The sequence below is a fragment of the Arthrobacter sp. 01N442 genome (genome assembly GCF_056399345.1).
Window position 1 is genome coordinate 506,700 of the sequence record NZ_JBFTRD010000001.1, and the last position, 17,731, is coordinate 524,430.

Sequence of the window (17,731 nt, forward strand, 5' to 3'; positions counted from 1 at the left end):
ACGGGCCCTCGGACCTCATGGGCACGCGCAATATTGCGGCCCGGCACGCCGTGGCTCAGGCCGCATCGGGATCGAACTTCTGCCATGCCACATCCCGCCGCCGCGCCCAGCCGCACAGCGTGCCGCGGCGGCCCAGTTCGGCCAGCAGTTCCGCCAGCCGGTACCCGGGCCGCTCGGCTGTGGCCTCGATGAACAGCGCGTCGGCGTAGGATCCCCGGCCCCGGCACCATTCGATCCAGCCACGCCCCGTCAGTGCCGCGGCCCGGGCTTCGCCGCCGCCACAGCCGCAGAGCCGTCGGAGGATCCGGTCGAGTTCCGCCAGCCGGCCCCAGTCCGGCATGGGCGGCGCGAGACCGAGTAGCACCTCACCGTAGCCAGGGGTGCCTGCCGGCGCAGCTCCGGCCGCTAGTCCGCCGCCGGGACTTCCGGCACCCTCCACGGCAGGGAAACCGTCGAGACCGGGGAGCGCGGCCGGGCTTCCCTGGCCGCCGTCGAAGATGCCGAAGTCCTCGGCGCCGGCCACGGCGGCGTCGCGGCCGGCGGCCGCCATCACGAGGACCGCGTCACGCCACGCAACGACGCACAGCGTAGCGCGCAGGTAGCCGGCGAGCCCGACCGGCAGCTCGGCTTCGGCGGCCGCGGCAGTTCGTCCTGTCCGGCGCCGTCCGGCTTCGAGCACGCGCTCCCACACATCCAGCACCGTGCCAAACTGCTCGCGCTCCCGCCACCGGCCCGCGAATTCACGCGCCCAGCCCTCCTCGGCCTCCAGTACGGCCGGCTCATCCGGATCCGGCGGCGCGGCGCGGGCGGATCGTCCCGGGGCGGAGCCGACGCTGCTGCCCCGGAACACCAGTTCGGCGTTGAGGCGGCTGTTGCGGATCTCCTCGATCGGCCGGCCGGGAGGGGCGCAGCACGAGGGGTCCGTGCAGTAGGCGTTGCGCCAGTACCGCTCCCCGACCAGCCAGGCGTCGCGCACCGGCAGGCCGGCCTTGCCGAGGGTGCGCTCCAGCTCGCGCAGCAGCCGGGCCAGCACGGCGGAATCGATGTCGGCGTGCATCGTGGAATCCGCACCGGCCACCCCCGACGGGGTTTCAGTGGGATGGGCGGCTGTGTCGTCGGCTGGATCATTGGTGGCGTCCTCACCGGGGCCGCCGGTAAAAATGGCGAGGAGGGTGCCGTCGGCGTCGTTATCGGCGCCCAAGTAGTCGCGGATGGTCCGGGCGAAAGCGGCCAGCCCCGGGCCGCGGCAGCGGGACGCGTCCGGGAGATCAACCCGGAGGGTGGCCCCGAGGCGCTTTCCCTGCATGGTCATGGCAACGAGGCTGTTGGCCGGCCAGTAACCCAGGGAGTGCGGAATGAATCCGAGGATGTCCTCCGGGCCGGTGATTTTCAGATGATCGGGAGCTGTCATGGAGCCAGCTTCGCCCGCACCCGCGGCGCGCGTCAGCCCGGGAGTTCCCCTATGTGGACAAGTCCGTCAGGGCGTGCGGCGGCGTTCCGCGACCAGCCGGCGCTGCTGGGCCAGGGCCTTCAGCAGCGGTGGCACAATGACGCCCTGCGCGGCCATCTGACGGCGCACCTTGCGCCTCGTGATGAGGATGGCCGCGGCGCCCACCGCCAGCAGCAGGAACTGCACGCTCAAGGCGATCCGGAAGGCGCCGAGGCTGTAGAGGCCTGCCGGCGAGAACCCGGCCAGGTGCAGCGCGTCCAGGGCCACCCCGATCAGGAAGATGGACAGCAGTGCCGCGATGAAGCCGCCCACATTCACAATGCCGGTGGCGGTCCCGATCCGGTGCGCCGGGTTGAAGGTCCGGGCGAAGTCGAAGCCGATCATCGACCCCGGCCCGCCGATGGCCAGGACCACCACGAGGCCGGCGAGCAGCCACAACGGCGACCGGCCGGGCTGGAGCAGCACCGCGGCCCAGGCCGCGGCCGTGGCCCCGGAAATCAGCAACACCATGGTGGAGCGGCGCAGCGGGTGGCGGGCAACGAAGCTGCCCATCAGCGGACCGGCGGCGATCGCGGCCGCGACATACAGGGCCATCAGGGCCGAGACGGTTGCGGTCCTGAGCCCCTGCGCGGAGATCAGGAAGGGGTAGCCCCAGGTCATGGCGAAGACGGTGCCGCTGAACTGCACGGTGAAGTGGCTCCACAGCCCCAGCCGGGTGCCCGGTTGCCGCCACGCCCGGGAGAGCGAGACACCGGTGGCGCGCAGCCCCTGGGACGGTTCGGGCGCGGGATGTCCGGGCGGCTGGTCCTGGAGCAGAAGCACCACCAGCACGACGGCAAGCCCGGACATGCCGGCCAGCGTCAGGAAGGCCGGGGTCCAGCCGGCCGAGTGCAGGATCATCGCGAACGGCACCACGGAAAAAAGCTGGCCGAGCTGGCCCGACATACCGGTCAGCTGGGTGAGCAGCGGCACCCGGGCGGGAGCGAACCAGAGCGGGATCAGCCGGATGACGGAGACAAAGGTCATGGCGTCGCCGGCGCCCACCAGCACGCGGCCCAGCACACCACCGGGAATGTTGACGGCGAACGCGAGCTGGAGTTGCCCCAGGCCCATCAACAGGGCGCCGCCGGCGATCATGGCGCGCGAACCGAAGCGGTCCACCAGGACCCCGACCGGGATTTGCAGGGCCGCGTAAACCAGCAGCTGCAGCACCGTGAAGAAGGAGATTTCGGCGGCACTGGCATGGAACCTCGCGGTGGCTTCCAGGCCCACGACGCCGAAGGAGGTGCGCTGGCTGACCGCCACCAGGTACGCGAAGATCCCGATAATCCAGATCAGCCAGGCGCGGGGGGAGGTCACTCCCCTATTATGCCCCGGCCCGTCATAAATAGTATTTATTCGCCTGGTTCTTTACGGGCCAGGTAGGCCTCCACGGCGGCGCCCAGAGCATCCGCATTCGGCAGCTGATCATTCTCGTCCGCAAGCAGGGAGCGGCGCACGGTCCCCTCGGCCTTCTCGTCGTACCGTGTCTCCAGCCGGGAGACGACCTGCTGGACCTCTTCGGACGCGTTGATCTGCTCGGCGATCTGGCGGCCGACTTCCCGGCCCGCCTCGCGGAGGCGGTCCGTCGGGAGCATCAGCGAGGTGGCCGCGCCCAGGTACTCCAGGCCGGCGACGGCGGCCGTCGGGTATTCGGCCTCTGCCAGATAGTGCGGAACGTGGATCACGTAGCCGGCGATGTTCCGGCCAGCCTCGACGAGCCGGAGCTCGAGGATGTGGCCGACGGCGGCAGGCACCTCGACGGTGGGCTTCCAGACCGAGATTCCCTCGATCAGCTCCGGCCGGTTGCCGTGCACGGTGACGCCGACCGGGCGGGTGTGCGGCACCGGCATCGGTATGGAGTGGATCCAGGCCGCCAGGTTGACGTCCAGCTCTTCCACGATTCCGACCACGGCGCGGGCGAAGCGTTCCCACTGCAGGTCCGGTTCGAACCCGGCCAGCAGCAGGAACGGGTTGCCCAGCCCGTCGGTCAACCGGTAAAGGGCGAGGCTCGGGGCCTGGTAGTCCTGCAGGTGGTCCTCGACGAAGCTCACCTGCGGCCTGCGGGAGCGGTAGTCGATCAGCTGGTCGGCGTCGAACTCGGCGACGAGTTCGGAATCCAGGGTGTCCAGCAGTTCCGTGGTGATCTGGCTGACCACGTGGCCGGCATCGGCGAAGCCGGTGAAGCCCATGAGCAGGTTCAGCCCGCGCAGTTCGGGGCTGCGGAACAGCGCGTCATCACGGACGTAGAGCGTTTCAGGGTCCAGCAGGGAGCCGGAAATCCGTTCCATCACGACGTGTTCCTTTCGCAGTAGCAGGTGAGCGGCCGAAGCCGCTGCGGGCGCCGGGACCATACGCGGGCGCCGGCCCGCGCAGCCGGTTCCGACGTGCCTATACGAGCTTCAACGCACCTTCGGCCGGGGTAATTCCTGCGCGAACTGTGTGCCAGCTCTCATTAAATTGAGTTCCGGCGCCGGGGAGAGACTACGATCGGAACTGGCCTGATAGATGGCCTTGCAGACACCGGATTGCGTGCAATGGCGACGGTGGCTGAGGTACCCATGGCAGGGCGCCGAACATGCAGTTCCTGCCGAAAAATCACAGAGAATTGAGGACTGTCCTCGTGGTCAAGAATACCGAAGTCAAACTGAGTGCGATCGCCGGAGACTTGAAGAGGTCCCCGTCCGACGCCCTTGTCGTGGGCGTGGGACAGGGCCCTGACGGCCCCGTGCTGCTGGATAACCCGCTGACGGCCAAGGCGGCCGAGGCGCTGGCCGAGTCACTAGGCGTTCTTGGCCTCACCGGTGCCGCCGACCAGGCGCACCGCCTTCCCGGGCTGCCGGAAGCCGGCGCCTCCGTCCTCGTGCTTGCCGGTGTCGGCAAGGTGTCCGCCGGCACTCCGCTCTCCGAGGAAGCACTGCGCCGCGCGGCCGGCTCGGCCGTCCGCCAGCTCGCCGGCGTCGCCACCGTCACCCTTGCGCTTCCGACGCCGGACCTGGGCGCCGTTGCCGCCGTCGCCGAAGGCGCCGCGATGGGCGCTTACTCCTTCAACGAGTACCGCTCCGCCAAGGACGGCCTCAAGGACCCGGTCAAGAACGTACGAATCCTTACCGACTTTGCCTCGGACAAGGCCCTCGCCCCCGTCCTGGAGCGCGCATCCCTGATCGGCAAGGCCGTCAACGCCACCCGCTCGCTAGTCAACCAGCCGCCGAGCCACCTCTACCCCGAAACGTTTGCGGACGCGGCCAAGGAACTCGCCAAGGGCCTGCCGGTCAAGGTCACCGTCTGGGACGAGAAGCGACTGGAGAAGGACGGCTTCGGCGGAATCCTCGGCGTCGGCAAGGGCTCCACTCGCCAGCCCCGCCTGGTCAAGGTCGAATACGCCCCCGCCAAGGCAAGCGCCAAGATCGCGCTCGTGGGCAAGGGCATCACCTTCGACACCGGTGGAATCTCGCTCAAGCCGCACCTGGGCATGGGCGAGATGAAGTCCGACATGGCCGGCGCCGCCGTCGTGCTGAACACCGTCCTGGCCCTCGCCGAACTGGGCCTGCCGGTCAAGGCCACCGCGTGGCTGTGCATCGCGGAAAACATGCCCTCCGGCGCCGCCCAGCGTCCCGCCGACGTGCTGACCATCTTCGGCGGCAAGACCGTCGAGGTCCTGAACACCGACGCCGAGGGCCGCCTGGTCATGGCCGACGGCATTGTGGCCGCCAGCCAGGAGTACCCGGACGCCATCATCGACGTCGCCACCCTCACCGGCGCCCAGCTGATCGCCCTCGGCGACCGCACCGCCGGCGTCATGGGATCCGACTCCGTCACAGGCGCACTCAAGGCCGCGGCGGACCGCGCCGGCGAACTCGTCTGGCCGATGCCGCTGCCCGAAGAACTGCGCCCCAGCCTGGACTCACAGGTCGCGGACATCGCCAACATCGGCGAACGCCACGGCGGCATGATGACCGCGGCGGTCTTCCTCCGCGAGTTCGTCGGCAAGGGCAAGGACGGCGAGCAGATCCCCTGGGCCCACATCGACATCGCCGGACCGTCCTTCAACAACGGCAGCCCCTACGGCTACAACCACAAGCAGGGCACCGGCAGCACCGTGCGCACCCTGGTGGCCTACGTCGAGGACATCCTGGCCAAGGCCGTCTAGGCCGACCGGCGGCGGCCGTCCGGAGCCGCGCGTCAGGGAGTACCGTCCGGTCACGCGGCCCTGTGGCCGGGGCTGATAGCCCGGCCACAAGGCCGCGTGACACTGGACACAAGCGCTCCACAAACGCCACGGCAAGGTGGAGCATGTATTAGTGGTTCGCTAAGGTGAACCGTAGTTTCAAAGCAAATAGCTTCACAGAAGTAATTCCAAACGAAAGGGAACCGGCCTGCTGGCATAATCACGGCAGAGAAGTTCCAAGACCAGATGATGCGTACGCTCGTGTCATCGTTCACGCGAGGGAGCGTTTTAGTGGCCGATCAGGCAACTGCGCAAGAATTCGACATCCTGGTACTCGGCGGCGGCAGCGGCGGCTACGCAACTGCGCTCCGCGCCGTCCAGCTTGGCCTTACCGTCGGCCTCATCGAAAAGGGAAAGCTCGGCGGCACCTGCCTGCACAACGGCTGCATCCCCACCAAGGCCCTGCTGCACTCCGCGGAACTGGCCGACCACGCCCGTGATTCCGCCAAGTACGGCGTCAACGTGACCCTGGACAGCATCGACATCAATGCCGTCAACGCCTACAAGGACGGCATCATTGCCGGCAAGTTTAAGGGCCTCCAGGGACTCATCAAGGGCAAGAAGGGCATCACCGTCATCGAGGGTGAGGGCAAGCTCCAGGGCACCGACACCGTCGTCGTGAACGGTACCGCGTACAAGGGCAAGAACATTGTCCTGGCGACGGGTTCCTACTCCCGCACGCTGCCCGGCCTCGAAATCGGCGGCAAGGTCATCACTTCCGACGAAGCCCTCACCATGGATTTCATCCCCAAGAGCGCGATCATCCTCGGCGGCGGCGTCATCGGCGTCGAGTTCGCCTCCGTCTGGAAGTCCTTCGGCGTCGACGTCACCATCATCGAAGGCCTGCCCTCCCTCGTCCCGAACGAGGACGCAACGATCGTCAAGGCCTTCGAGCGCGCGTTCAAGAAGCGCGGCATCAAGTTCTCCACCGGCACCTTCTTCCAGGGCGTTGAGCAGAACGACGACGGCGTCAAGGTCACCCTTGTCGACGGCAAGACCTTCGAAGCCGACCTGATGCTGGTTGCGGTCGGCCGCGGCCCGGTCACGGCCAACCTTGGTTACGAAGAAGCCGGCCTGACGATCGACCGCGGCTTCGTTATCACCAACGAGCGCCTGCACACCGGTGTCGGCAACATCTACGCCGTGGGCGACATTGTCCCCGGCGTCCAGCTCGCGCACCGCGGCTACCAGCAGGGCATCTTCGTCGCCGAGGAAATCGCCGGCCTCAAGCCGGTCGTCGTCGAAGACGTCAACATCCCCAAGGTCACCTACTCCGAGCCGGAAATCGCGACCGTCGGCTACTCCGAGAAGGCTGCCAAGGCCAAGTTCGGCGACGACCAGATCGAAACCCAGGAATACAACCTCGCCGGCAACGGCAAGAGCTCCATCCTGGGCACCTCCGGCCTGGTCAAGCTGGTCCGCCAGAAGGACGGCCCCGTCGTCGGTGTCCACATGATCGGCGCCCGCATGGGCGAGCAGATCGGCGAGGCCCAGCTGATCGTGAACTGGGAAGCATACCCGGAGGACGTGGCCCAGCTGGTCCACGCCCACCCGACGCAGAACGAGTCCCTGGGCGAAGCCCACCTCGCCCTCGCCGGCAAGCCGCTGCACGGCTAAAGTTCCGCCGCAGCACCGCAAGAACTCCGTGCTTAGTGCACCCGGCCCGAAAATCCGGGTGCACTAAGCTCGAACAAGGCAGCAACCATCCGCACTAAAGATCAATAAGGAGAACGGGGACGACATGTCTGAATCCGTTAACTTGCCCGCCCTCGGTGAGAGCGTCACCGAAGGAACCGTCACCCGCTGGCTCAAGCAGGTCGGTGACCGGGTAGAGGTGGACGAGCCCCTGCTCGAAGTCTCCACCGACAAAGTAGACACCGAGATCCCCTCTCCTATCGCCGGCGTGATCGAGGAAATCCTCGTCGCCGAGGACGAGACCGCTGAAGTCGGAGCACCGCTGGTCCGCATCGGCGACGGCTCCGGCTCCGCCGAGGCCGCCGCTCCGGCCGCCGAGGAAGCGCCCGCCGAATCGCCGTCCGCTGCCGAGGCTCCGGCCCCGGAAGCCGAGACCCCTGCACCGGCCGCCGAGGCTGCTGCACCGGCACCCGCCGCGGAAGCCGCGCCTGCCGGCGAAGGCCACGAAGTCACCCTTCCCGCCCTGGGCGAGAGCGTCACCGAGGGCACCGTCACCCGCTGGCTCAAGAGCGTCGGCGACACGGTTGAGGTGGACGAGCCGCTGCTGGAAGTTTCCACCGACAAGGTCGACACCGAGATCCCGTCCCCGGTCGCCGGCACCCTGCAGGAAATCCGCGTCGCCGAGGATGAAACGGCCGAGGTCGGCTCCGTCCTCGCCGTGATCGGCTCCGGCGCCGCTCCGGCAGCCGCCCCCGCCCAGGAAGCACCGAAGCAGGAAGCACCGGCTCCGGCTGCCGCCCCCGCCCCGGCCGCCAAGGAAGAGGCTCCCAAGCAGGAGGCCCCGAAGCAGGAAGCACCCGCTCCGGCCCCGGCCCCCAAGCAGGAAGCTCCCAAGCAGGAAGCACCGAAGCAGGAAGCTCCGGCCGCGGCTGGCGCCGAGTCCGGCTACGTCACTCCCCTGGTTCGCAAGCTCGCCAACCAGCAGGGCGTGGACATCTCCTCGCTGACCGGCACCGGCGTCGGCGGCCGCATCCGCAAGCAGGACGTGCTGGCCGCGGCAGAGGCCAAGGCCGCTCCGGCTGCCGCCGCTTCCGCGCCGGCCGCGTCTTCCGCAGCCCCGGCAGCATCGACGGCCGCGTCGCCTGCGGCCTCCTCGCTGCGCGGCACCGTGCAGAAGGCTCCGCGGATCCGCCAGGTCATTGCCCGCCGCATGCGCGAGTCGCTGGACATCTCCACCCAGCTGACCCAGGTGCACGAGGTGGACATGACCAAGGTCGCGAAGCTGCGTGCCCGGGCCAAGAACTCCTTCCAGGCCCAGAACGGCTCCAAGCTGACGTTCCTGCCCTTCATCGCCAAGGCCGTCGCCGAGGCCCTGAAGCAGCACCCGAAGGTCAATGCCTCCTACGACGAGGACAAGCAGGAGATCACCTACCACAACGCCGAGCACCTGGCGATTGCGGTGGACACGGACAAGGGCCTGCTGGTTCCGGTTATCGCCGACGCCGGCAACCTGAACCTGGCCGGCCTCGCCGGCAAGATCGCCGACGTCGCGGACCGCACCCGCAACGGCAAGATCGGTCCGGACGAGCTCTCCGGCGGAACCTTCAGCATCACCAACATCGGTTCCGTGGGCGCCCTCTTCGACACCCCGATCATCAACCAGCCGCAGGTGGCCATCCTCGGCACCGGCGCCATCGTCAAGCGCGCCGTGGTGGTATCCGATGAGAACGGCGACGACTCCATCGCCATCCGTTCGATGATGTACCTCTCGCTGACCTACGACCACCGCCTGGTGGACGGCGCCGATGCAGGTCGCTTCCTGCAGACCCTGAAGGCACGCCTTGAAGAAGGCGCGTTCGAAGCGGACCTCGGCCTCTAGGACCTAGGCAGGCCCATCTAATCGGGTGGGCGAAGGGCACTTTTCCGGAAGGGAAGGTGTCCTTCGCGCTTTACCGACACTTTGTCGCTAAGCTAGGTCACATGAACATCGTCTTTAACATCATGGTTTTCCTGCACATCATCGGCGCCGCCATGATTGTGGGCATCTGGATCGCGCAGATGAAGAAGCCCACCGTGCACCCGCGCCAGTTCGACGGCGCCGTCCTGCAGCTCATCACCGGCATCGTGATGATGGGACTCATCCCCGCCCTGAACATGGACGCCAACTACGCCAAGCTCGGCCTGAAACTGGTGATCGCCCTCGTTGTCGCCGTGCTCGCCTTCATCGGAAGCCGCAAGTACAAGAAGGACGAGCCCGTCAGCAAGGGCCTCGCCCACGCCGTCGGCGGCCTGGCACTGCTCAACGTCGCCATCGCCACCCTCTGGCAGTAGGCCCCGGCCACCACAACGACGACGGCGACGCACCCGCACAGGGTGCGTCGCCGTCGTCGTTAAGTCGCTCCCCTGCCTCCTCGGCGGAGCCCTATCCGCACGGTCACGCGATGTCGAGGCAATCCTCTGACAGCGGACACCGGGTGCGGCGGCGGGGCCCAATCCCTAGGATGGGAGTCGGCAGGATCCGCCAGCCGGCCGGATCGCTGATTCAACAACGCTGAGGAGTGGACATGGCAACAACACGCACCGCACACACTGTATGGAACGGCGACCTGATGTCGGGGGCGGGCAACACCAGCCTGGACAGCTCCGGGCTCGGCAACTTCGACGTCACGTGGAAGGCACGCGCCGAAGCAGCTGAGGGCAAGACCAGCCCCGAGGAACTGATCGCCGCCGCGCACTCGGCCTGTTTCTCGATGGCCTTCAGCCACGCCCTGGCGCAGGCCGGCCACACGCCCGAAGAGGTCAACACCAAGGCCGACGTCACCTTTGAACCGGGCACCGGCATCACGGGCAGCCACCTCACCCTGAACGCGCGGGTGCCCGGCATCTCGGAAGAGGAGTTCCAGCGCCTCGCCGGGGAAGCCAAGACGGGCTGCCCGGTCTCCGCGGCCCTGACCGGCATCGAGATCACCCTGGACGCCACGCTGGCCGCCTAGCAGCCAGGCCCAGACACACGAAGGCCCCCGTTCCGGACTCTTCCGGGGCGGGGGCCTCTGTGTGACTGCGCTAGTTCGACTGGCCGCGGGCCGGCAGCGGTGCGGGCCGCACCATGCGGTAACCCTCGCGCAGGGGCGGTCGGTCGGTGGGCAGCTCCTGGATCATTTCCTTGAGCGCGCCGATGCCGTATTCGAGCTGCGGGTCAGCCCCGGCCGCATAGGCGTGCGGCGGGAAGGACACCTCGATGTCGGGAGCAACACCGTAGTTTTCGACGCCCCAGCCCACCCCGCCGGCAAACCAGGTGGCGTAGCGCGGCTGCGTCACCCCGGTGCCGTCCGCGAGGGCGAAACGGTTGTCAATGCCGACGACGCCGCCCCAGGTCCGGGTGCCGATGACCGGCCCGATCCCGCGCAGCTTGGAGACCTGGGTGATGATGTCGCCGTCGGAGCCAGCAAACTCATCGGCGAGGATGATGACCGGCCCGCGCGGGGCGTGGTGCGGGTAGGTGCGCGGACGTTCGCCGCGCGGCATGCTCCAGCCGGTCACCTTGCGGCCGATCAGCTCCGCCACGAGCTGCGAGGTGTGGCCGCCGCGGTTGCGCCGGACGTCGACGATCAGGCCGTCAAGGGAGGTTTCGGTGTCCAAGTCGCGGTGCAGCTGGGCCCAGCCGTTCGCGGCCATGTCCGGGATGTGCAGGTACCCGAACGTGCCCTGCGACGCTTCCCGCACGGTGCGGCGGTTGGACGCGACCCATTCCTGGTAGCGCAGCCGTTCCTCGTCCTTGACCGGCACGACGGCGACGCGGCGCTGCTCCCCTGCCGCGGCGCCGTGCCCGGCGCCGTTGCGCAGGGTCAGTTCGACGGCACGGCCGGCGGAACCGGTCAGCTGCATGGCCGGGCTGAGTGTCTCCGAGAGTTCGACGCCGTCAATGGCCAGCAGCACGTCCCCGGCCTTGGCGTCCACGCCCGGCCGGGTCAGCGGCGAGGTGGCCAGCGGGTCGGAGGACTCTCCGGCCAGGATGCGGGTGATTTCCCAGCCTCCGCCGGCGAAGGCGAGGTCGGCGCCGAGGCGGCCCTGGCCGGTGCTGCCGTTCTCCGTCACCATGGCGGGGCGGACGTAGGCGTGGGAGGTTCCCAGTTCACCGTGCAGTTCCCAGAGCAGGTCCACCAGGTCATCGTGGGACCCGAGCCGGTCCACGATCGGGCGGTAGCGGGCGTGCACGGAGTCCCAGTCCTGGCCGGCCATGTCCGCGGTCCAGAAGAAGTCGCGCTGGAGCCGCCAGGCCTCGTCGAAGGCCTGGCCCCAGACGCTGACCGGGTCCAGCCGGACCCGGATGCGGTTCAGGTCCACTTTGATCAGCTGGCCGGATTCCTCATCGGCCTTCGACGCCGCGGGCGAGACGCGGATCTGCTTGTCCTGGACCAGGACGACCTTTTCCCCGTCGCCGGTGAGCCGGTAGCTGTCCAGCGCGTCCACGATTGTGGTGGCCCGGCGCTTGGCAAGGTCGAAGCGGACCAGGCTCGGTGCCGTGCCCTTGTCCTCCAGGCTGGCCCGGCCGTCGCCGGTCACGCCGGTCAGCTCGTGGTCGAGCCACAGCAGGGCACCCGCTGTCGCGGAAAGATCCGAGTAGTTGCCCTGCGGGACCGGAACGCTGATCACGCGGTGCGCGAGGCCTTCGGCGTCGACCTTGACCGGCGCGGGGGTCTCGGCGTCCGCGGTGGCTCCGGCGTCGGTGGTGCCGGCGGTGTCTTCGGGGAGCGCGACGCTTGGCCCGAAGGGGGACGGAGTGTCCGCGGCCAGGGCCACGAGGTAGGGCTTGATCGGGCTCGGGAAGGACAGGTCGAAGGAGTGTCCGTCGTAAACCGGGTCGAAGCTGCGGTTGGACAGGAAGGCCAGGAACTTGCCGTCCGGGGTGAATGCCGGCGACTCGTCCCGGAAGCGGCCGTCGGTGACGTCGATGATCGCCGCCTTGTCGGCCCCGGCCGTGGTGGACGTGCCCGGTGCTTCCCGCCCGATTTGGGCGAGACGCAGCCGGGTCCTGGAGCCGAAGGAGGTGACCGGTTCGGCCCAGCCCAGCCAGGCAGAGTCCGGCGACCAGCTGAAGCCGTCAATGCTGCCCTCGCCGATGCTGCTCAGCAACGTCAGGGCGCCGGTGCGGGTGTCAGCGAGGAAAATCTCGCCGAAGGAGGTGCCTACGGCGATCCACTTGCCGTCCGGGCTGGCCTCCATCGAGCTGGCCCGGGTGGGCGTCGGGAAGTCGATCCGTGTCAGCGCTCCGGCGTCGGCCTGCTCCGGCACGGACTCGGCGGCGGAAGTGGAGCTATCGGCGGCGGCATCCGCGGCGACTACAGCGTCCGGGGCTGCGGCGGCGGCCGGCACCGGAGCGCCCGTGGCGGTGGCATGGGGACGTGGGAGGGTAGCGGCGGAGACTGGCCGCGGCAGCGGCGTGCCGCCGTCTGCGTCCTGCACAGCCTCGGTGGCGGCCGCCTGCGCTGGAGCGTGCTCCTTGCTTGCAGCCTGGCCGCCGTGCACGGGTGCGGCGATGGGCTTGAGGTAGAGCGACTCGGTTCCCTCGTGGTCCGCGATGTAGGCGACCTGGCCGGCGCCGAAGGGGCGCGGCAGGCGTGCGCGGACGCCCGGCGTCGCCTCGAGGATGCGGGAGGGTCCGTCCTTGTGCCGCAGCCAGTGCAGGGTGCCGTGGGCCTCCACGGCGCTGGAGTCGCCGGTGCGGTCGGGGATGACGTCGCCCAGATGGCGGGACGGCTTCAGCGCGGACGAGCGGCGGGTCTGCGAGGCGGAGCCCAGCGTGATGTCGAGCTTGACCGCGTCGGCGTCCAGGCCGGACAGCAGCCACAGCTCGCCGGCGGATTCGAAGACCACCCGTTCGCCGTCGGTGGCCGCGTGCCGGACGTAGAAATCCTCGTGGTCGGTGTGGCGGCGGAGGTCCGTGCCGTTGGGCCGCACGGAATAGAGGTTGCCGTAGCCCTCGTGATCGGAGAGGAAGGCGATCCGGCCGCGGACCCACATCGGGTCGGTCAGGTTGCCGTCGAGTTCGGAGGCGAGCCGTTCGAACTCTCCGTTGCCGTCCGCGTCGATCCAGAGCTTGCCTGCGGCGCCGCCCCGGTAGCGCTTCCACCAGGCCGGTTCGCGGGAGAGCACGCTGGCAAGCACGACAGGCCGTTCGTCCCCCACGACGGTGCCGAATGCCACGGACTCGACCGGGCCGAACGGCAGCTCTTCGGCCCAGCCACCGGCGACGGGGAGGCTGTAGGCGTGCGTGAGCCGGCTGTCCGCCTGCCGGAAGGCGCTCGTGACGACGACGTCGCCGTCGGGAGTGAAGCCCTTGACCCGGGTCGAGCTGTGGCCGAAGCAGCTGAGTTGCCGGTACCCGCCGCCGTCGACGTCCGCGGTGACAACCTCCGGCGCCGTCCCCTGGATAACCGTCCAGACCAGTCGCTTGCCGTCCGGGGTAAACCGCGGGTTGCGGGCCGGCAGCTGCAGCGAGGAGACCCGCCAGGCCCGGCCGCCGTCGAGGGGCGCGATCCAGACGTCGTCCTCGGCCACGAAGGTGACCAGATCGCCATGCAGATGCGGGAAACGGAGGTAGCTCGAAGAGGTCATCGTTCGATCATAGTCAAAACCCCTCCCTGCCCCGGGGAGGTTTCCCTGCCGTGCCGGGCATGGTGAGATGGATCATGCGAATCCTTGTAGCAGGCGCCTCCGGGCTGATCGGCACCGCCCTTTCCAGCACCCTGCGCGACAGCGGCCACGACGTCGCGAGCCTGGTCCGCCGGCCACCCGCCTCGCCCGCGGAGTTCCAGTGGGACCCCGCGGCCGGACGCATCGACGACACGGCCCTCAAGGGCGCAGATGCCGTTATCAACCTCTCCGGAGCCGGGATCGGGGACCGGCCGTGGACGCGGGGACGGATCAACGAGCTCAGCAGCTCGCGGCTGGGGCCGACGCGGACCCTGACGACGGCGATGGGTCGGATGGACACCCCGCCGCCGGTCTTCCTGAGCCAGTCCGCCTCCGGTTATTACGGAAACGCCGGTCAGGCGGTGCTGCGCGAGAACGCACCCGCCGGCAGCGGCGTGCTCGCTCGGATCTGCGCCGACTGGGAGGCCGCGGCCCACGAGGCACCGGCGGGGGTCCGCGTGGTCGCGGTCCGTACCGGCGTCGTCCTGAGCCGCAGCGGGGGCGCCCTCGGCCGGCTCCTGCCGCTGCTGCGCCTGGGCGTAGGCGGTCCGCTCGGCAATGGCCGGCAGTACTGGCCGTGGATCACGCTGCCCGATGTGGCGGGCGCCTTCAACTTCCTGCTGACCGCACCGCTGGCCGGACCGGTCAACGTCTGCGCCCCGGAGACCGCGGACGTGAACTCGCTGATCGCCGGCCTCGCCGAAGCACTCCACCGGCCGGCGGTCCTCCGGGTACCGGCACCCGTGTTGCGCCTGGTGATGGGACAGCTGGCCAACGAGTTGCTGCTCGCCAGCCAGCGGATGGAGCCGGCCGCCCTGGCCGGTGCCGGGTTCCAGTGGCAGCACCCCTCGCTGGCCCAGGCCGCTGCCTGGGTGGCGGGCCGGGACTGACCGGGCTTCCAACCGCCGCAGACGGCCTAGCCCCCGGCAGGCAGGATTTCCTGGATCCGCCAGCGGCCATCGACCGGTGCCAGCACCAGGCGAAGGCGCTGTTGCGGGACGGCGACCGCCCTGGCGACCACCGTTCCCGCAGCGTCACGCTCACGGTACGGCGGCGTGGCCACAACGAGGGACAGCACGGCCCGCGCGGCTGTGCTCTCGGGCTGGCGCTTGACCAGGCTGAGGCGGGTTTCAAAGCCGTCGAGCACGTGGCCGGACGCCGCCAGCCGTGCAGCCACGCCGGCGTCGGCGTCAGCAGCGGGCGACTCCGGCACGTTCACCCGCTCTAGCAGCCCGATGTTTCCGCTGCTGAGGGCGTAGGAACGCAGGCCGGCGAGTCCGCGCACCGCGTCTTCGGGCCGCGGCGCCGCGAGAAGTTCCTGCAGTTCTGCCGGCACTGCGCCGGGGTGCGTGCCGGCAGCTTTGCCCTCAGCGGGTCCGGCTGCCGTACCGGACAGGGGCCGGACCTCCGGGGCCCATTCCCCCACTGCCAGCCTCCCGGCGAGCAGCAGCGTCCCGAAGACGCCTGCGGCAGTGAAGAGCACCGTCATCATGAGCACGGCTACGGCACCCCGGATGCTCGCCACCCGGAAGCCCGAGCGCCGGAGGCCGGGCTGGCGACCGGCGGCCTCCCCCCGCAAGGCATCCGTCCGGCGTCGTACCCGAATCGGTGCGTGCCGCGCGCTTCGTCCCTTCGGTGCAAGACGGCGCCACCAGCCCCTCAGCCGCGCCGCCCGCCGTTCCTGTGCACCGGCGGGCAGGGAGCGCCGGGTCAGCAGTTGCGGCAGCACGGTCGGATGCACCGCGACGGACAGATCCACCGGCGCCGCCGGGGCGCTGCGGAAAACCGCGTCGGCAAGCTCAGCAGCGGACGGCCGCCCGCGCCGGTCACTGCGCAGTCCCGCTTCGAGCGCCTCCGCGAGCTCCGACGGCACGTCCGGGACCAACAGCGGCAGCGGGGGACGCTGGTCCTCCGGTTCAGGCGCCCGGCCGGTGAAGCAAAACCAGCCGAGTGCCGCTACGGAATAGACGTCCCGCTCGGGCTGCAGTCCGGCACGGACAGCGTCCACCGGGGCCGGGTCCCGGAAGCCGTCCGTGCCGGCGCCGGAGGCATCCCGTGGATCCGCCACCATCCGCGCCACGCCGAGGTCGGCCAGCAGCGGCTTGCCGTGGGCCGTGAACAGCACGTTGCCCGGTGATACGTCGCCGTGAGTGAAGCCGTTCGCATGCAGGTAGGCCAATGCCCGGGCGATCGGGGTCAGGGTCGTGACCGCCTCCCCCGGCGTCAGGCAGCCGCGGGCCGCAACCAGTCCGGCCAGCGATCCGCCGGCGGCATAGTCCAGCACAAGCGCCAGCCCGGACCCGCCACCGGTTCCGTAGCCCACCCGCACCACTGCATGGGCCTTGACGAGGTGCTCATGGTCCAGGGCGGACAGGATGCGAACCTCGCGCCTGACGACCTCTTCCGCGTCCACGGCCCGCCGCCGTTCCCGCCGTTGTTCCTCGGGCGGCCCGGCAGCATGCAGGCACTTGAGCGCCACGTCACGCCGCGTCACACGCTCGGTGGCGAGCCAGACGGAGGCGGTGCCGCCGCGGCCCAGCAGCCGCCCGACGTCGTACCCGGGAACCTCCGGGGCCGGTGCGGGACCAGGGGGCGCGGACCGTTCGAAATCTTCCATGGTTCATGAATAGCGGATCATCGACTTCCCTGCAGAAGTTATCCACAGGCGTGAGAGGTTCACCACAGAATCGGTCGGCGTGACAGCCGAGGTCTAAGCTGGATTCCATGACTCTTGAGTTCCAACAGCTGGGTCTCGCCCCGGACTTCATCGATTACACGCGCGGCTGGGAGATCCAGCGCGAACTGCACGAGAAAGTCCTCGCCGGCACCGCGCCCAGCACCGTACTGCTGCTTGAACACTCCGCTGTCTACACCGCAGGGAAGCGTACCGAGGACCACGAGCGTCCCTTCGACGGAACGCCCGTGGTGGCCGTTGACCGCGGCGGAAAGCTGACCTGGCACGGCCCGGGCCAGCTGGTGGGCTACCCGATCATCAAGCTGAAGAACAAGGCCGGCATCCGCGACTACGTTGAGCGCCTCGAAGCCGTCATGATCGCTGTCCTGGCCGACTGCGGCATCGACGCCGTCCGGATCAAGGGCCGGGCCGGCGTCTGGATCGAGGCCGACGCGAAGGGCCCCGACCGCAAGATCGCCGCCATCGGCATCCGGGTCCACGAGGGCGTGACGATGCACGGCTTCGCCATCAACTGCAACAACGATCTCGCTCCCTACGGCCAGATCATCGCCTGCGGCATCACCGACGCCGGCGTCACCACGATCGCTCAAGAGACCGGCCGGGACGTTGCCCCGGCGGACCTCGTTTCGCGGATCATCGAAGAACTGCGCAACAATGAAGAAGCCCTAGTTGCAACCCATGAAGGAGCCCTACTGTGACACTGGCACCAGAAGGCCGGAAGATGCTGCGGATCGAGCAGCGGAATGCGGCCACCCCGGTGGAACGGAAGCCGGAGTGGATCAAGGCCAAGGTCCAGATGGGCCCGGAGTTCGTCCAGCTCAAGAACCTGGTGAAGAAGGAAGGTCTGCACACCGTCTGTGAAGAGGCCGGCTGCCCGAACATCTTCGAGTGCTGGGAAGACAAGGAAGCGACCTTCCTGATCGGCGGCTCCGAATGCACCCGCCGCTGTGACTTCTGCCAGATCGACACCGGCAAACCCTCCCCCGTGGAC

At 69.2% G+C, this 17,731-nt stretch carries 12 protein-coding genes and 1 pseudogene; 8 read left to right on the forward strand and 5 right to left on the reverse strand.

Translation table 11 applies throughout. From position 1 onward, the window contains the following. Positions 1–55: 55 nt before the first annotated feature. The 3 genes from AC1DNC_RS02290 to AC1DNC_RS02300 all read right to left on the reverse strand — a co-directional run bounded on the left by AC1DNC_RS02290 (position 56) and on the right by AC1DNC_RS02300 (position 3,783). Entirely contained in the window at positions 56–1,411 is a 1,356-nt protein-coding gene (locus AC1DNC_RS02290) for a DUF4192 family protein (RefSeq protein ID WP_476860933.1), read from the reverse strand. Between the two features lie 66 nt (positions 1,412–1,477). Continuing rightward, positions 1,478–2,809, reverse strand: coding sequence for an MFS transporter (locus AC1DNC_RS02295; RefSeq protein WP_476860934.1), 1,332 nt, complete (start codon positions 2,807–2,809; stop codon positions 1,478–1,480). A 35-nt stretch (positions 2,810–2,844) separates the two neighbouring features. Then, positions 2,845–3,783, reverse strand: a complete 939-nt coding sequence (locus tag AC1DNC_RS02300) for a proteasome assembly chaperone family protein (RefSeq protein WP_476860935.1) — start codon at positions 3,781–3,783, stop codon at positions 2,845–2,847. Positions 3,784–4,112: 329 nt separating this feature from the next. Between AC1DNC_RS02300 and AC1DNC_RS02305 the strand changes: the two genes are divergently transcribed. From AC1DNC_RS02305 to AC1DNC_RS02325, 5 genes are all read left to right on the forward strand, one after another. Then, the gene (locus AC1DNC_RS02305) at positions 4,113–5,639 is read left to right on the forward strand and encodes a leucyl aminopeptidase (protein ID WP_476860936.1); all 1,527 of its coding nucleotides are present in this window, start codon (positions 4,113–4,115) and stop codon (positions 5,637–5,639) included. Positions 5,640–5,948: 309 nt separating this feature from the next. Further along, positions 5,949–7,334, forward strand: a complete 1,386-nt coding sequence (lpdA, locus tag AC1DNC_RS02310) for a dihydrolipoyl dehydrogenase (RefSeq protein ID WP_476860937.1) — start codon at positions 5,949–5,951, stop codon at positions 7,332–7,334. A gap of 124 nt (positions 7,335–7,458) precedes the next feature. Continuing rightward, entirely contained in the window at positions 7,459–9,231 is a 1,773-nt protein-coding gene (gene sucB / locus AC1DNC_RS02315) for a 2-oxoglutarate dehydrogenase, E2 component, dihydrolipoamide succinyltransferase (protein ID WP_476860938.1), read from the forward strand. Between the two features lie 101 nt (positions 9,232–9,332). Beyond that, on the forward strand, positions 9,333–9,683 hold the full coding sequence (locus tag AC1DNC_RS02320) for a hypothetical protein (protein ID WP_476860939.1): 351 nt from the start codon (positions 9,333–9,335) through the stop codon (positions 9,681–9,683). A gap of 233 nt (positions 9,684–9,916) precedes the next feature. After that, complete coding sequence (locus tag AC1DNC_RS02325; protein ID WP_476860940.1) at positions 9,917–10,345, forward strand: OsmC family protein; 429 nt, start codon at positions 9,917–9,919, stop codon at positions 10,343–10,345. A gap of 70 nt (positions 10,346–10,415) precedes the next feature. Here AC1DNC_RS02325 and AC1DNC_RS02330 read toward each other — a convergent pair whose 3' ends face one another. Then, complete coding sequence (locus AC1DNC_RS02330; RefSeq protein WP_476860941.1) at positions 10,416–13,967, reverse strand: S41 family peptidase; 3,552 nt, start codon at positions 13,965–13,967, stop codon at positions 10,416–10,418. A 74-nt stretch (positions 13,968–14,041) separates the two neighbouring features. Between AC1DNC_RS02330 and AC1DNC_RS02335 the strand changes: the two genes are divergently transcribed. Beyond that, the gene (locus AC1DNC_RS02335) at positions 14,042–14,935 is read left to right on the forward strand and encodes a TIGR01777 family oxidoreductase (RefSeq protein WP_476860942.1); all 894 of its coding nucleotides are present in this window, start codon (positions 14,042–14,044) and stop codon (positions 14,933–14,935) included. 26 nt (positions 14,936–14,961) lie between these two features. On the opposite strand, the gene AC1DNC_RS02340 is transcribed toward AC1DNC_RS02335, so the two are convergent. After that, on the reverse strand, positions 14,962–16,662 hold the full coding sequence (locus AC1DNC_RS02340) for a serine/threonine-protein kinase (RefSeq protein WP_476860943.1): 1,701 nt from the start codon (positions 16,660–16,662) through the stop codon (positions 14,962–14,964). 107 nt (positions 16,663–16,769) lie between these two features. Here AC1DNC_RS02340 and lipB point away from each other — a divergent pair, with 107 nt between their 5' ends. Together lipB and AC1DNC_RS02350 are read left to right on the forward strand one after the other, a co-directional pair. Then, complete coding sequence (lipB, locus tag AC1DNC_RS02345; protein ID WP_476860944.1) at positions 16,770–17,438, forward strand: lipoyl(octanoyl) transferase LipB; 669 nt, start codon at positions 16,770–16,772, stop codon at positions 17,436–17,438. After that, positions 17,435–17,731 (forward strand): annotated as a pseudogene (locus AC1DNC_RS02350) (lipoyl synthase); the annotation flags it as partial. The gene lipB and the pseudogene AC1DNC_RS02350, both read left to right, overlap by 4 nt.

What these genes read in the sequence shown, in the direction of transcription:
- AC1DNC_RS02330 (WP_476860941.1), bottom strand. Translation starts at nt 13,967, where the DNA reads ATGACCTCTTCGAGCTACCTCCGTTTCCCGCATCTGCATGGCGATCTG.
- AC1DNC_RS02320 (WP_476860939.1), top strand. Translation starts at nt 9,333, where the DNA reads ATGAACATCGTCTTTAACATCATGGTTTTCCTGCACATCATCGGCGCC.
- sucB (WP_476860938.1), top strand. Translation starts at nt 7,459, where the DNA reads ATGTCTGAATCCGTTAACTTGCCCGCCCTCGGTGAGAGCGTCACCGAA.
- AC1DNC_RS02290 (WP_476860933.1), bottom strand. Translation starts at nt 1,411, where the DNA reads ATGACAGCTCCCGATCATCTGAAAATCACCGGCCCGGAGGACATCCTC.
- AC1DNC_RS02340 (WP_476860943.1), bottom strand. Translation starts at nt 16,662, where the DNA reads ATGGAAGATTTCGAACGGTCCGCGCCCCCTGGTCCCGCACCGGCCCCG.
- AC1DNC_RS02335 (WP_476860942.1), top strand. Translation starts at nt 14,042, where the DNA reads ATGCGAATCCTTGTAGCAGGCGCCTCCGGGCTGATCGGCACCGCCCTT.
- AC1DNC_RS02325 (WP_476860940.1), top strand. Translation starts at nt 9,917, where the DNA reads ATGGCAACAACACGCACCGCACACACTGTATGGAACGGCGACCTGATG.
- lipB (WP_476860944.1), top strand. Translation starts at nt 16,770, where the DNA reads ATGACTCTTGAGTTCCAACAGCTGGGTCTCGCCCCGGACTTCATCGAT.